This window comes from Paenibacillus sp. NPDC056579, from assembly GCF_042793215.1.
Lineage (GTDB): Bacteria > Bacillota > Bacilli > Paenibacillales > NBRC-103111 > Paenibacillus_S.
Genome location: NZ_JBHTVD010000009.1, coordinates 268,865 through 283,875, shown reverse-complemented (window position 1 = coordinate 283,875; position 15,011 = coordinate 268,865). Strand labels below are relative to the sequence as shown.

The following is a 15,011-nucleotide window of genomic DNA, read 5'->3' as shown; positions in this document are numbered from 1 at the left end:
GCTTTGTATGGAGACCTGGAGGGGAGGAGATCCCCGCTAAGGGGTTCAGTCCGCGCGGACCGCAGCGGAGCGGAGGGAGCACGGGATCGAAATCTACCGCTAAGGTTGTCTTCGTGGGGTGGGCGTCGTGAGTAGTGATATGGAGGATTTCGATACTCCCCTCGTCACCATATGTTAAATCCATAAAAATAAAAAGGAGCCTTGCCACTATTATGGCTAAGCTCCTTTTTGTGTTAATTAACGACAAATTAATCTATAGATTCTCAGTACATAGTTATGAAAATTTCACTATAATAGGTAATTTGAAGGAAAAATAGGAAAAAAGTCGAATTTACTCTAAAAGGGAGTAGTTCTAAGGGGGGAGTTATTTGAGGAAACATCATTTATATGCAGTTAAGTTAAGCATTAACGAGACGCTCTTTTCTCGTCCATTGAGAGAAACAAAAGCACATTTTTTAAATGCTATTAACACATCAGGTATCTTTTTGAAAAAGTATAATTCGCTTTGGAATTTTATTGATATTGCTAAAGAGAGTATAGAAGGACGGATTATCGTTGCAGGAAGAATATTAAGAGGAAAAGATGAAGGTACAAATGTCGTAGATACAGCTGACGTTAAGGTAAGGAGAAATAATGTTGAGAATGTAGCCAGTTGGTCTAATTTTATTTTCGATTATGCTACGGAAATAGTGATATTTGAGGAAAGAATAGGTAAGATTTCGAAAAATCAATTTATTGAAGTATTTAAGCAGATGGTTGAAATTAACACACCAGAATTAGGTGAATTAAAATATGAGTTTTTACCCGCGGCAGATAATCTTAAGGATGAATTGAAAAAACTAAAGGTTATCAATTATGCGAGATTCCATCTAATTCCTGCAAATTGGGATGACGGTGATGATTTTAATGAACTAGATGAAGAACTGAAGAATCTTGGGACATCAGAAGCAGTTCATGAATATAAAGCTAGGGGTACTGGTCTAAACCCACAATCAAGATTAATAAAAAAACCAGTTAATATGAGTTTGGCAGGGTATGGTCATTTTGATGTCAGGGGTACAGACCAAGAAGGGGAAAATAAGCAAGTAATTTCAAAGCAAGAATTGCTTTTTGAGTCAGTCCAAACGGGAGATGATATAATAGAGGATTTCACAAGAAATTATCTCTCGTTTTTAAGGAAGGCAATAGATCAACATTTAGGAGCATCTAAACATGAGTAACGGAAAGAATAGGTATGATTTTTTTGAGATGCTGAAGGTCTTTGGATATTCGAAGCTTTTTTTATGTCGGGAATTCTATATCTCGATTTTCATTCCTACTGTTTACTTTTACTTATTGTTCTATATTGATAGAGAACAGATGCGTAATCTTATTCTAGAAATTTGTAAGTTATTATTTGCTGCAGATGCTGCTGTATTGGCAATCGTAATATCTGGTTTTGCAATACTTCTTTCAGTAAGTGATAGTAATTTTCTATTTTTTCTGAGTAGAAAAAATTTAAATATTAAGTTTTTCTTTCCATTTTATTTATCAAGTGTTCTCTGGGCATGGCATGCAATTTTCTCTATTGGAGTTTTTTTAATAGCATCAACTAATATAAAGAACGAAGCATTTCAAGTGTTATTAAATATAATTTTATATTTCTATATTGCATTGTTTATTTATTGTTTATTAAATACAGTATCATTAGTTAGGATGATTCTTCGATTAGGATTTGAAAAAGTAAGGTTGGATGAAAGCTTAGGCAATATTAATTCTAAATTAAAAACGGCAAGTAATGTACAAGAAAGTAATAAGCAAGAGCCATTCTAAATGATCATTTTTAAGAAACATCCGAATTATTATGGAGGTATGAGGAGGGGCACAGTATCGAACTAAGGTTATCTTCGTTGAGTAGGCGTCCTAAGCAGAAAGATGGGAGATTTCTAGACTCAATCACGAATCGACTTAGAACACTAAAAGCCGTCAGCAGCTAACGCTAACGGCTTTTCTTAATGGTTTAAAACATCCGTTTAACAGAAGAGAGCTCACCATACCAAAACGAATCCGGTGTTACCGGAAGATAGGAGCATTTACCAGTGCCGCCGCCCATCTGTATCATCTGTCCGTCACCCATATAAATACCCACATGCGCCCCTTCTTTAAAAGCTAACAAATCACCAGGTCTCATGTCACTGAAGGGTACAGGTTTACCTACTGAACTGTATTGATTTCGGCTGCTAGTGGTAAACGAATATCCTAGAGCATGATGATAGACATACGAGGTGTAGTTTGAACAATCAAATCCATACTCTCCGCGGTCTTCATTGTGACCCCAAACATAAGGCATACCGAGCTTAGATTCGGCTATCTTACGAAGGGCAGCGACTTTTGCTTCCGAGCTTGCATTTAACGAAGCCAGTGGCTGAATGTTTTTATCCATTTCTACTCCTGGAGGAGGGAGAGGGGTGCTTGTGTTTCCAGTAAATTGTTGAGCTTGAAACCTGTTTCCACTTTGAGCAGAATTACTTGAATCGGTGACAGGGAGATTGAACAACTCAGCGCCAGAACCAGTATGTTTTACTCGAATACGATTTACAGTTTTTCCAGGAAGTTGTGAGGTGGCGAAATTTACAATTCCTTCAGGAATAGCAGTATCCAAGATACCCTCATTATTATTATTTTGAAGATCCGACTCATTTACCGATTGAACTTCTATCCTGGCTTCTTTTGCAGCTTCATCATAGTCTGTTTTTGTGACCCCAATATAACGAGGAGCATTGTTCGTATGGGGAGGAGTGCTTTGTGCGACCGTCTGCCCCCCGCCTGTACCTGTTGAATTTCCTGGTGGTAAAGCCCCGTGACGGTTCGAAGTACAACCTGTAACGGAAAATAGCAAAAGCATCGAAACAAAAAGCACTTTTCCTGTCTTTTTTGAATTTCTCAATCAGAACTCCCCCTTCATGTATGTTTAATATTCCTTGAAGCTTTTTAAGATATTCGTGCGGGTTTTTATGGTTAAATGAAAAAAATATCGATCTAATTGGTCGGTGCTTTTTATCAAGGAGACGATGAGCTTTGTTTTTTATCTAACGTTTATTTGATTTTTGCGGACGAATGGGAGAAAAGCGAGGTCTTGAAAAAACGTTCAAGTGTGAAGGAAAATCATGTATACAAAATTGAGGGCTACGGATTTGGCCTGATCAGCAGAACGTATGGGTCAACGCCATTGTTAATGCACTTAGATAAGAAAAATGGCTATGATATTTGCAAGCTTATTCATTCAAGCTCAAGGAGCTTCCCCTCTCTTATTTTTACTAGAATCAACAAACATCTTATAGAAAAGAACAAATGACAAGGTAAGGTCGGCGCCTTGAAATCCATGACCCGATCCGATGTCCGAAACGGGTAGTTTGCCTACCCACCCGGCAGCGGTTCATCTCCAGCTGGACGCGCACCATAAACACGAAAAGAAGCTTTGCCAACAGGTGTGGCCAAGCTTCTTTTTGGCATTTTACAACTCGTCTTCTCATAGGCAAAGCAACCCGTTCATACAGTGAAGAAGCATCGAAATTCTTGGGTATTTTCGGGGCTCAAACCCAGCTCCAGAAATGAATTCTTTTCACTTAGCATGACAAAGGTACAAGCCGGTTCTAGCAGATTTTCATAGAATAATTCAGAAGGAGGTGAGAAGAATGGGAAACAACCATACAAGAAAAATAACCGTTTCCGTCGGCGATACGGTTAAGTTACCTATTCCTCTTAGAAACGGGCAATTTATTTTAAACTGCACGAGCATGAACTGTTCGATTGCTACTTGTTCCAACGATAGAACAAGTGCATCGGTTACCGGCCGCAATCCGGGCACTACACTGGTCACTGTCATCGTAGCTAATTGCTTTGAATGTGTGGCGAGATTGGTATTTGCCGTTACGGTGGAGGAGAACGAAGAGTAATTCAATAGTCCGGACGACGCCGCTATGTAGCTGGAATTAAATACAGTGGAGCAAGAACGGGGGGACAACCCCTTACTTGTATCCAAAATAAATCCACATCGGATAGGAAGATGTGGATTTTGTATTGCCTCACGAGTGAAGCGGGAGCTCGACGACGAACGCGACCTTGTGATCCTTTTTGTTTTTGGCATAAATGCGGCCCTTATGCTGATCGACGATGGCTTTGGCGATAGCAAGTCCAAGCCCATAGCCGCCTTGGCTGCGCGTACGGGATGGATCGGTGCGATAGAATCGATCGAAAATCCGAGCCAAATGCTCCTCGGAAATCGCTTCCCCCGAATTGGTAACGCTTAGCTCCATATGCTGATGGCGTTTTCTCATCTCAATCTCTACAGAGCCGTTAGGGCTTGTATATTTCATGGCATTGTCCAGCAGGATCATGACCACTTGCTTGAACTGCTCCAGACTGCCGCGGATTTTCAATCCGGGTTCAATCTCGTAGGAGAGATGAAGATCGCGCTCGAAAATAACGGCTTCCATCGTCAGCACAACCTGCTCCACTGCATCGCTTGCATCAAAAGGGGCCATCATCACGCCGGTGTTCGCTTGATCAATCTGCGCCAAATAGAGCAAGTCGTTCGTGAGCTTCGCCATCCGCTCGGATTCCGATTTGATAAACGTGAGCCATTTGGACTGATTCTGGATGGTATCATCCGAATGAGCTAACAATACGTCTACGTTAGTGTTGATGACAGCCAGCGGCGTCTTGAGCTCATGCGAAGCGTCGGCGATGAACTGCTTTTGCTTATCGAATGCCTCTTGCACCGGCTCAATCGAACGATTGGCGAAATAGCGGCTGGTGAAGAATATGATGAAGAGCATAACGAACGCTACAAGCAGAAAAGCATAGATCAGGTTGGTCAGAAAGGCCTGCTGAGCCGTAACATCCAGAAATGAGATAGCGAAGCCGTCGGGAAGCTTTTGGACTTGGTAAGCCCAGGAAGTGTCCTCCAGCTTGAATTTACCCTGCTGGTCATTACCGGACAAGGCCGCCTTCGCTGCCTCCTGATAATTGTCCTCGGCCAGCGCGAAGCTGGAGCGGGTGCTTTTGATCGTCCCCTGGCTATCGGTAATGAGCATGAAGGAAATGGAGCGGGCCATAGGCTGCCTATCGCCTTTGCCAGGCTCGGCAATGGGATTGCCGGACTTCGGCGGGCCGCCCATATTGCCCGATTTCCGTCCGATATCCGCCTCCCGGTGCAGCTCCATATCGATATCGCGGCTTACATTTTGATACATAATGAAATAAATGCAGGCGAAAGCCAGAAGCATCATGACCGAGATGGTGACCATGTTCAGCAGAAGGAACTTATTTCGCAGCTTACGAAACACTGCCCTTCACCTCCAGCACATAGCCGACTCCGCGAATGGTATTAATTCCTACATTGGAATTCAAGTGGACAAGCTTCTTCCTCAAAAAAGAAATATACACCTCCACATTATTATGCTCCGCCTCGGAATCGAAGCCCCACAGCTTCTCGATAATCATTTCTTTAGGCGTAACCGCCTGCTTCCTCAGGATCAACAGCTCCAGCAGGTTGCTTTCCTTCAGGATAAGCTTCATTTCCTTGCCCCCGCAGGACAGCTTCATAGTCGCCGTATTCAGCTCCATATCGCCGTATTGCAGCGTATTTTCCGTAACCATCTCGCCTTTGCGCCGAAGCGCCGCGCGTATGCGGGCCAGCAATTCTTCGGTTATGAACGGCTTGGCGATATAGTCGTCAGCTCCGTAATCCAGTCCCGACACCTTGTCGGAGGTTTCTCCTCTCGCAGTCAGCAAGATCACCGGAGTCGATATTCCTTCTTTGCGAATCGTCTGTAATATTGAAAGGCCGCTCATGCCGGGAAGCATGATATCCAGCAGCAGCAGATCATATATGCCGCTGTGGGCATAGTCCAGTCCGGAAGTGCCGTCATGAACTACGTCGACGGAATAATGATGCTTTCGCAAAATCTGGGCAAGAGCTTCCGCCAAATGCGCCTCATCTTCTACTATTAGTATTCTCATCGTTTTCTTCCTTTCGGCCAGCTGCCTGTTGTCATAGGGGTATTATAGCATTTCGGACCTTTAATGAACCTTAAACCCGTCATTTAAGATTCGTTAAAGGTTAGCGCCCTAAGATAGAGCCATCCAACGAGACAAGATTTAGAAAGGGGCGGTGAGAATGGCCATCGAGGTGTTCAACCGATATGAGAACAAGTATTTGCTTGACGATGCAGCATTCCGGACGATTCACGATAAGCTGCTGGAGTATATGGAATTGGATGAGTATAACCGGAAGCATACGTTTTATTCCATCACTAATATTTACTTCGATACGCAAGACCATGCTTTAATTCGCAAGTCGCTTTCGAAACCAAAGTATAAAGAGAAGCTCAGGCTTCGCGCATACGGCGTTCCGGCGCCCGGCTCCAAGGTATATCTGGAGTTGAAGAAAAAGGTGCATGGGCTCGTAAATAAAAGGCGAAGCGCTCTCAAGACGAACGAAGCCTACGAATTTGTCCGTACGGGGATCAAGCCGGAGCTTGAAAGCTATATGAACAATCAGGTGCTTAATGAGATTGAATACTTCTTGCAGCGGTATACGCTGGAGCCGAAGGTGTACTTGGCTTATGACCGGATTGCGATGTTTTGCAAGGAAAGCCGGGATTTGCGCATTACGTTCGACCGTAATATTCGGTCCAGGCGACACGACTTGCTGCTGGAGAGCGGCGATCATGGCGAACCGCTGCTGGACGAAGGTCAATGGCTCATGGAGGTCAAGGCGGAAAAAACGATCCCGGTCTGGCTCGCCCGGCTTCTGTCGGAGCACAGCATGTTCCGAACAAGCTTCTCGAAGTACGGCAATGAATATATGAAAATGCGAAAGCAGCAACAGCAAACGAAAGGAGAACTTGCATATGCTTGAATCTATTTTTGCGGGAACCGCCGACTCAACCCTTACTTTTACCAACGCTATTCTAACGATAGTCATCTCCTTCCTTATGGGGGCCATTATCAGCGTCACTTATATGAAAACGAGCAAGCAATCTTATTCCCAAAATTTCGCGCTGACCATGATTCTGATTCCTTCGATTATCGCCGTCATCATTCTTCTTATCGGGAACAACGTGGCTAGAGCGTTCAGCCTTGCCGGAGCCTTCTCCATTATCCGCTTCCGAAGCGCGCCGGGCGATCCGAAGGATATTGCTTATGTGCTGTTTACGATGGCTACAGGTCTCGCCTGCGGCGTCGGCATGTACGGTTATGCGGTGCTGTTCACTATTGTTTTGTGCGTGCTGATGGTAGTGCTGCACAAGTTCAAATTCGGCGAGAAGCGAAGCTCGCAAAAGCTATTGAAAATAACGGTGCCCGAGGATTTGGGCTATGAGGAAGCGTTCCAGGAAGTGTTTCAAAAATTTGCAGTCAGCCACGAGCTGAAAAAGGTGAAAACAACCGAGCTGGGCAGTCTCTTCGAGCTCGTTTATGTGGTCACGATGAACCCGAATACGAGCCAAAAGGAACTGATCGACGCTTTACGATGCAGAAACGGAAATCTGAATATTACCTTATCGATGAGTCCGGAAACAGCGGACTATTAATCTCAAAGTAAATGGAGGACTCCCTATGACTAAGTACAATAAGCATAAAAGCAAATTTTTGTTCCTGGCGCTTTTGTCCGCCATGATGCTGCCAGCCTGCCAAGATGCGGCGTCCACCGCAAATAATGCAGCCGCTGCCCAGAACACCGCGGCTTCGGCTTCGGCATCGACTGCAGCGGTTCAAGCATCCGCGGCGCCAACGCCTGTCACTTTCAGCGAGAATGACGAGTATACCGATTGGAAGGCATCCAATCCCATCTATATTGAGCTCAGCGAATCCGGCGCCGCAATCAAGGGGCAGGGAGCCGAGTCGAAGGATCGGACCGTAACCATCACGGCCGCAGGCACCTATGTATTAAGCGGCCAATGGGAGCAGGGGCAGGTTATCGTCGATGCTCCGAAGGAGGCCAAGGTAAGGCTTGTGCTGAACGGAGTCTCGATTCACAGCAATGAAGGTTCGGCGATCTATGTGAAGCAAGCGGATAAAGCGATCATTACGCTCCAGGAAGGCACGAAGAACGATGTGGCCGATGCGGCTCAATATACAACGGTGGACGCAGACAGCGGCGAACCTAATGCGGCGATTTTCAGTAAAGATGATCTGACGTTCAATGGGAGCGGTGCTCTGACCGTTCAAGGGAACTATAACAATGGCATAACCAGTAAGGATGATCTGAAAATGACCGGAGGCTCCATCACGGTCCATGCGGCTGATGATGGTGTGATGGGAAGGGATTTGGTAGCGATCAAAGATGGCACCCTCACAATCGAAGCTGCGGGTGACGGCATCAAATCGACCAACGATACGGATGCTTCTAAAGGGCTAATAGCTATCGATGCCGGTACATTCTCTATCAAAGCAGGGAAGGACGGAATCCAGGCCGTAACCCATGTGCAGATGAACGGAGGCTCCTATACAATCTCGTCCGGCGGCGGCAGTGCGAACGCCGTTGCCAAGCCGAGTGAAATGAACGGCGGGATGAGAGGTTCGGGGGGAAGACCGATGGATAATCAGGCTGCAGCGCCAACGGCACCATCGACAGAGCCGACACAATCAACAGAATCTGCGGAGTCGACGAGCGGTAAAGCGATCAAAGCAGGCACGGCTATTACCATTGCGAAGGGGACGTTCACAATGGATTCCGCCGACGATGCGATTCACAGCAATAACAGTGTCACCATTGCCGGCGGAGAGTTTGCCGTCACTTCCGGCGACGATGGCATCCACGCCGATTCCTCGGTTGTAATCAGCGGCGGCACCATTCAGATTGCCAAGAGCTATGAGGGGATCGTGGGCTCAAACATTACGATCTCGGGCGGAGATATCAAGGTGACGGCAAGCGATGACGGCATTAATGTTGCCGGAGGGGCGGACGGTTCGTCGACGAACGGACGTCCAGGGCAAAACAATTTCAGCGCTGCGTCCTCCAACAACAAGCTCACGATTACCGGCGGCAGCTTGTACGTAAATTCCACCGGCGACGGACTGGATTCGAACGGCTCCATCATTATGTCAGGCGGTAACGTAGTAGTGAGCGGACCGACAGAGAATGGCAACGGTGCATTGGATTATGATGGCACCTTCGAATTGACGGGCGGCCTGCTGATGGCAGCCGGAAGCTCGGGCATGGCTCAAGCCCCGTCGGATTCATCGTCACAGCATTCCATTCTCATGACGTACTCCCAGTCGCAAAAGGCAGGAACCGTTGTCGAGCTCAAAGACAAGGACGGCAAAACCATTGCAAGCCTGACGCCGGATAAAAGCTTCCAGACCGTCGTCATTGGTTCTCCGGAGCTCAAGAAGGATGCTGCCTACTCGCTGTATACCGGAGGAACGAAGACGGTGGAATTCACCGTTGCCAATATAACGACTTGGCTGAATGAGTCGGGGGTTACCACTGCCAGAAGCGGCGGACCCGGAGGGTTCGGAGGAGGTCCAGGCGGCGGTCCCGGCGGAGGCGCAAGGCCTAACGGGCAAGGCGGAAATAATCAGGGGCGCGGCGACATGAAGCAGCCATAACGGACTATAGCTTCCCGGCAAGAAGAAAGGTACACGGCAGAAGGGATCAAGGATCGAGCCGCCGTGAACGTGCTAACCAAGAGGGCACCGACTCGCACAAGTCGGTGCTTTTTGCTGTGTTTTGGCGAGCCAGCAGCCCAACTTTATTTTTACACCGCAGACTCTACAAGCCGCATAATATGCTATCATTTATTGTACTTGTATAGGAAAGGTCGTGAGTCGCGCTTTGTCGCAATCCAATCCGTCTGTCATGAGGCAGCCGTCCTTCGCGAAAGCATGGGCGGCCCGCATCTTATCGACGACCTCGTTCCAGATGCTTTCCGTTGCCATCGGGTGGCAGATGTACGCGCTGACCAACGACGCCTTCAGTCTCGGCCTGGTGGGTCTGGCACAGTTTGTGCCGATGATGCTGCTCACATTGATCGTCGGTCAAGTTGCGGACCGGTTCGATCGCCGGAACATCGTTGTCTTGTGCATGATCTTTGAAGGGATAGTCGCTGTGCTGCTTGTTTATGGAAATCATGCGGGCTGGCTCGGCCGCGAGCAAATCCTGCTGGCTGCGGCCCTGATCGGCGCTTGCCGGGCTTTTGAAGGGCCTACGCTTGCCGCGCTTATCCCGGAGCTCGTACCGAAGGAGATGCTCCCGCAAGCGTCCGCCTGGTCGGCCTCGGCCGGTCAAACGGCGCAAATATTGGGGCCGTCGCTGGGCGGCGTGCTGTACTCGATAGGCCCTGCGTTCGTGTACAGCACATCGGCCGTGGCGCTGCTGTCCGCAGCCGTCCTTATTTCTATGATCCGTAAAGAGCGGAGCGCCCGCAGTCTGGAGCCGCTGACAGTCCGTTCCATTTTCTCGGGTCTCGTCTTTGTGTTCCGTCATAAAGTGATATTAGGCACCATTTCGCTCGATCTCTTCGCGGTATTGCTCGGCGGTGCGACGGCGCTATTGCCGATCTTTGCGCAGGATATTTTACATACGGGACCTTGGGGGCTGGGACTTCTGAGGTCCGCACCGGCGGTCGGCGCCTTATTGATGTCGCTTGTGCTGGCCCACTATCCGCTAACCCGTGCGCTTGGACCTATTTTGTTCGGGGCGCTGGGCGTTTTTGGATTAGCCACTATCGTCTTTGCCTTGTCGACAAGCCTGTACGTATCGTTGGCAGCCTTGTTCTTCCTAGGTGCTTCGGACGTCATCAGCGTCGTCATTCGTTCTACTCTCGTGCAGCTGAACACGCCGAATGAAATGCGCGGCCGAGTGAGTGCTGTCAATTCGCTTTTCGTAGGAACCTCCAATCAATTGGGCGAATTCGAGTCCGGTACGCTGGCAGGATTTATCGGAGCTGTTAACGCTACTGTCGTAGGAGGCGTTGGAACCATAGTGATCGCCGGAATGTGGATGTATCTATTCCCGCAGCTCCGGAGGCTGCGGACTTTTGCAGACAAGTAAGCATCCCGGTCAACTGAATGGAATGGTTCCGAACCAGGAAATAATCGGCCATGTACAGATTCATCTCTATCCTCTACTGTTTAATGGATAGTGAAATTCATTCACCGATCAGCGGGAGGTCTCTATGAAAAAAAGATGGTTGCCAGCATTCCTGATAGCACTTGTCGCCCTGCAGGTTATACCGATTCCCGGAGCCGTTCATGCGGAAAGCAAGGCGGATATAAGGGTCAAAATCCCAACGTTTCCGGTGGAAGTGAACGGGAGCTTCATCGACAACAAGCATGCTGCGTATCCATTGCTGATGTATAAAGATATTACGTATTTCCCTATGACTTGGGACTATAGCAAAGCGTTAGGTCTTGCCATCCAATGGGATTCGGTTAAAGGGCTGGAGATCAATAAGAGTACCCCCGGCAGCTGGAGTCAGGATCCGTCGGGAAACAACGATTTCGCTAAGGAATATCAGGCTGTGCTTCCCTCCTATCCTATTGCAGTGAACGGCATGCGGATTGAGAATGCTCAGGAGGAATTTCCGGTCTTTAATTTCAGAGGGATTACTTATTTCCCCATGACCTGGAGATTCACTCACGACACATTTCATATCGATACCCAATGGGATGCGCTGTCCGGATTGAAGATCGGTACATGGAAACAAGACAACCAATGGAATGATGTCCAGCTCGAAGTGGGGACTCGTATTTATGGCGACCCGCTCAATGTGCACTGGGGTGTGGATTATACGAACGCAACCGTTACGGAAAGCGGCACTGCGTTTTTTGACAAAGGCCATACGATGGTGTTCGGCTTCACTGCAACGAATACCAGAGAGCAGCGGATATCCTTAAATAAGCCGGTATCCTTGGAGCTGGAGGTTCGCAGAGTGCCGGATGGCGTCTCACTCTATGATACCGGTAATCAGGAAGTGGTATGGAGAACGACCCTTCCTGGCCTTGAAGGAGCATTTGACGTCGCAGGAAGCTCCAAAACGCTGCGAGCCTATTGGAATCAAAAGGATCTGAACGGCCGACAAGTTCCTGCAGGCACGTATATGGCCCGATTGGTCACGCCTATCTCGATCAGCTATTCGGAGAACGGCACGGCACAGACTGAGACGGTAAATGAGTCCGATATCAACCGCGGCGGTCGTGAAATTACGATTCGATAAAATGTGCAGTCTATCGGCAGGCTAGCGCATCAAAACGCAAAGTTTACAAGGCACCGTTCCAATAGGAATCGGTGCTCTTTTATTAGGATAGCTTCATGCAAACTATTTGTATCATACAGATAAATCGTTGTATAATACAGATATCTTGATGAGAAGAAAGCATTTTATAGTTCATTGGGAAGGAAAAGTATGAGAAACGATTTCTATGAACATATTGAGCACGAAGTCGTCTTACTGCTCCGGCGGGCTGATTTCAAACGGACGCTCGACGGGGCGGCCCATTCCATGGACAGGTCGGCATACCTGCTGCTGAAATGGCTGGATCGGGAGGGCTCTTCGGCTAATGGAGCAATATCCGAGGCGTTTCAATTGGACAACTCGACGGTCAGCAGGCAAATAGCCGCTTTGGAAGCCAAGGGCTGGGCGCGGCGTTACTCCGATTCCGAGGATGCGAGGGTTAATGTAGTTGAAATTACCGACTCAGGGAAAGAAGCTCTTATCGCCGCCAAGCTTGCCCGTTTGGATGCCTACAGCGAGCTGCTGGAGGATTGGACGGATCAGGAGCTTGAGCAATTTTCGCAGCTGCTGGCAAGGCTGAACCGGTCGATCGAACGGCGGAAACAGCTGAAATCATCGCACAATACGGAGGGAACCTAATGAATCCGCTAAACATCGATTTTCAGAAAACGGCACTAGTCATTATCGATTTGCAAAAAGGCATCGTAAGCCGGCCCGGCTGTCAGGAAGTTGTCGAGAAGGCAGCCCGGCTCGTGAAGCTTTTTCGTCAAAAAGGAGGGTTCATCTCTTTCGTCAAAGTCGATTTCCTCGATGGAAAGGATGCATTGAAGCCGGCGACGGATCTCCCGGTCCAAGCAATGCAGCGCCCAGCTGACTGGGCCGAGCTGGATCCCCAGCTTGAAGTGACCGCCAATGATCATATTGTCACGAAGCGTCAATGGGGGGCTTTTTTCGGAACGGATCTGGATCTTCAGCTGCGCCGCAGGGGCATAGATACGATTGTACTGTGCGGCATTGCCACCAATATCGGAGTGGAAAGTACGGCGAGAGAAGCTTTTCAGCTGGGCTATCACCAAATCCTTATCACGGACGCAATGACTGCAATGAGCATGGAAGAGCATGAAGCCTCGTGCAAATATATTTTCCCCAGAATAGGCAAAGTACGATCGACGGAGCAATTCGTATCGGAAATCAGCGAGAGCAAGTAAGTTCAATTTCATAAAAACAAAAAGCACGGACCTTTGGTCGGTGCTTTTGTTTTGTGCGGGCTTAGCTGCATGCCCCATTCTGTCTGTTGACCATCACTGTCGCACGTTTAGCTGCTTACCAGCTGAGAATCGGTTTCTTTGGAATCTTTGCAATGATTCATCCCTAATGCGGCATTAAGCGGGCAATAACGGGTGGCCCCCGTAATGATAGGCGCTACTCCCAATAAGCCCCACCAGCTTTTGTTCACGATCCCAGCCGCAACGATTCCTGAGCCAACGGCGATTCGGATCGCCTGCTCCGTCCTTCCCACATTACATTTCACAAGTAAGCCCTCCGCTAATGGAAATAAAAGTTCAGCTATTATTGTGCCCATGACCATAAATTTATTGCGAAATCCAGCGGACAAATCGCTGCGAAACTATTGACAAATAACATGATAACGATTATCATTTTCAACTGGGTAATGATAATCATTATCATATGGTGGTTATCTGCTCACGATGCTTTCTGTTATGAATGGCATGCTTTTATACATATTTCTTAGGGGGATTCACTTTATGAGAGCGATTGGCAAACCGTTAATCATCATCTTGTCTCTTATGCTTATGTTTTTAACCGCATGCGGGGCCAAGACCAACACGAGTCAAGGAACCGCGCCCGCTGCACCAAGTGCGAATCAAGAGGCTTCGTCGGGCAGCAAGACAATTAAGCATGCGCTCGGGACGACCGAGGTGAAAGGGACGGCGAAGCGCGTCGTGGCGCTGGAATGGTCCCATGTAGAGCATTTGCTGGCGGTAGGCGTTCAGCCTGTAGGAATAGCGGACATCAAAGGCTATAAAACCTGGGTCAACATCCCGCCGCAGCTTGATGCAAATGTAGCAGACGTAGGAACGCGTACAGAACCGAGCTTGGAAGCGATCGCCGCGTTGAAGCCGGACCTGATTATCGCACCGGATTTCCGGATCAAATCCAGCTATGAGGCGTTGAGCAAAATTGCTCCAACGATCGCCTTCAATCCGTATCCTGCCGAAGGAGCGGGCAATCAGTTCGATGAAATGGAAAAAACGTTTAGAACCGTAGCTGAATTGGTAGGCAAAAAAGCGGAAGCCGATAAGGTGATGAGCGATTTGCAAAAATCGTTCGATGAAGCTAAGGCCAAGCTGAAGGCGAAAGGCAAGGAAGGCGCGGAGGTTGCCGTGACGCAAGCCTTCTCTCAGCAAAATGCCGCTGTTCTGCGCATGTTCACCGATAACTCGATGCTGATTCAAATTATGCAGCGGATGGGATTGAAAAACAGCTTCAAATCGGATAAGTTCGAATCCAACGGCTTTGCAACAACGAGCGTAGAGGCTCTGCCGGCTGTTCAGAACGCCAATTTCATTTATATCGTGCAGGATAACGATAATATTTTTGAGAAGCAGCTGAAGGATAACGCGGTGTGGAACGGACTTACGTTCGTGAAGGAAAAGCGGACCTTTAAGCTGCCGGGTAATACTTGGACGTTCGGCGGGGCATTGTCGGCCAAATCCATCGTCGATCTCGTTACGAACGCACTGACCAAATGACAACGATGAGAGT

15 protein-coding genes are annotated in these 15,011 nt (G+C 48.0%); 11 read left to right on the top strand and 4 right to left on the bottom strand.

What is annotated here, in order from left to right:
- Nucleotides 1-368 precede the first annotated feature (368 nt).
- On the top strand, nt 369-1,220 hold the full coding sequence (locus tag ACFQ88_RS29575) for a DUF4747 family protein (protein ID WP_379459947.1): 852 nt from the start codon (nt 369-371) through the stop codon (nt 1,218-1,220).
- The gene (locus tag ACFQ88_RS29570; protein ID WP_379459945.1) at nt 1,213-1,812 is read left to right on the top strand and encodes a hypothetical protein; all 600 of its coding nucleotides are present in this window, start codon (nt 1,213-1,215) and stop codon (nt 1,810-1,812) included. Before ACFQ88_RS29575 ends, ACFQ88_RS29570 begins: the two co-directional genes overlap by 8 nt.
- A gap of 187 nt (nt 1,813-1,999) precedes the next feature.
- Here the strand turns inward: ACFQ88_RS29570 and ACFQ88_RS29565 are convergent, their stop codons facing one another.
- Complete coding sequence (locus tag ACFQ88_RS29565; RefSeq protein WP_379459943.1) at nt 2,000-2,926, bottom strand: C40 family peptidase; 927 nt, start codon at nt 2,924-2,926, stop codon at nt 2,000-2,002.
- A 748-nt stretch (nt 2,927-3,674) separates the two neighbouring features.
- Here ACFQ88_RS29565 and ACFQ88_RS29560 point away from each other — a divergent pair.
- Entirely contained in the window at nt 3,675-3,935 is a 261-nt protein-coding gene (locus tag ACFQ88_RS29560) for a hypothetical protein (RefSeq protein ID WP_239630347.1), read from the top strand.
- A gap of 129 nt (nt 3,936-4,064) precedes the next feature.
- Here ACFQ88_RS29560 and ACFQ88_RS29555 read toward each other — a convergent pair whose 3' ends face one another.
- Both ACFQ88_RS29555 and ACFQ88_RS29550 read right to left on the bottom strand, forming a co-directional pair.
- On the bottom strand, nt 4,065-5,327 hold the full coding sequence (locus ACFQ88_RS29555; protein ID WP_379459941.1) for a sensor histidine kinase: 1,263 nt from the start codon (nt 5,325-5,327) through the stop codon (nt 4,065-4,067).
- Complete coding sequence (locus ACFQ88_RS29550) at nt 5,317-6,003, bottom strand: response regulator transcription factor (protein WP_379459939.1); 687 nt, start codon at nt 6,001-6,003, stop codon at nt 5,317-5,319. Before ACFQ88_RS29550 ends, ACFQ88_RS29555 begins: the two co-directional genes overlap by 11 nt.
- A 157-nt stretch (nt 6,004-6,160) precedes the next feature.
- On the opposite strand from ACFQ88_RS29550, the gene ACFQ88_RS29545 reads away from it, so the two are divergent.
- The 7 genes from ACFQ88_RS29545 (at nt 6,161) to ACFQ88_RS29515 (ending at nt 13,432) form a co-directional block, all read left to right on the top strand.
- Nucleotides 6,161-6,904 carry a polyphosphate polymerase domain-containing protein gene (locus ACFQ88_RS29545; protein ID WP_379459937.1) on the top strand — a complete coding sequence of 248 codons (744 nt, stop codon included), beginning with the start codon at nt 6,161-6,163 and terminating at the stop codon, nt 6,902-6,904.
- Nucleotides 6,897-7,577, top strand: a complete 681-nt coding sequence (locus ACFQ88_RS29540) for a DUF4956 domain-containing protein (protein ID WP_379459935.1) — start codon at nt 6,897-6,899, stop codon at nt 7,575-7,577. The genes ACFQ88_RS29545 and ACFQ88_RS29540 overlap by 8 nt, the downstream gene beginning before the upstream one ends.
- Before the next feature lie 25 nt (nt 7,578-7,602).
- Nucleotides 7,603-9,597, top strand: coding sequence for a carbohydrate-binding domain-containing protein (locus ACFQ88_RS29535; protein ID WP_379459933.1), 1,995 nt, complete (start codon nt 7,603-7,605; stop codon nt 9,595-9,597).
- Between the two features lie 214 nt (nt 9,598-9,811).
- On the top strand, nt 9,812-11,041 hold the full coding sequence (locus tag ACFQ88_RS29530; RefSeq protein WP_379459931.1) for an MFS transporter: 1,230 nt from the start codon (nt 9,812-9,814) through the stop codon (nt 11,039-11,041).
- Nucleotides 11,042-11,165: 124 nt separating this feature from the next.
- Nucleotides 11,166-12,206, top strand: coding sequence for a hypothetical protein (locus ACFQ88_RS29525; protein ID WP_379459929.1), 1,041 nt, complete (start codon nt 11,166-11,168; stop codon nt 12,204-12,206).
- A gap of 189 nt (nt 12,207-12,395) precedes the next feature.
- Complete coding sequence (locus ACFQ88_RS29520; protein WP_379459927.1) at nt 12,396-12,863, top strand: MarR family winged helix-turn-helix transcriptional regulator; 468 nt, start codon at nt 12,396-12,398, stop codon at nt 12,861-12,863.
- On the top strand, nt 12,863-13,432 hold the full coding sequence (locus tag ACFQ88_RS29515) for a hydrolase (protein ID WP_379459925.1): 570 nt from the start codon (nt 12,863-12,865) through the stop codon (nt 13,430-13,432). Before ACFQ88_RS29520 ends, ACFQ88_RS29515 begins: the two co-directional genes overlap by 1 nt.
- Nucleotides 13,433-13,539: 107 nt before the next feature.
- Here ACFQ88_RS29515 and ACFQ88_RS29510 read toward each other — a convergent pair whose 3' ends face one another.
- Nucleotides 13,540-13,755 carry a YgaP family membrane protein gene (locus tag ACFQ88_RS29510; RefSeq protein ID WP_239630337.1) on the bottom strand — a complete coding sequence of 72 codons (216 nt, stop codon included), beginning with the start codon at nt 13,753-13,755 and terminating at the stop codon, nt 13,540-13,542.
- 235 nt (nt 13,756-13,990) lie between these two features.
- Between ACFQ88_RS29510 and ACFQ88_RS29505 the strand changes: the two genes are divergently transcribed.
- Entirely contained in the window at nt 13,991-14,998 is a 1,008-nt protein-coding gene (locus ACFQ88_RS29505; RefSeq protein ID WP_379459922.1) for an ABC transporter substrate-binding protein, read from the top strand.
- Nucleotides 14,999-15,011: the final 13 nt, after the last annotated feature.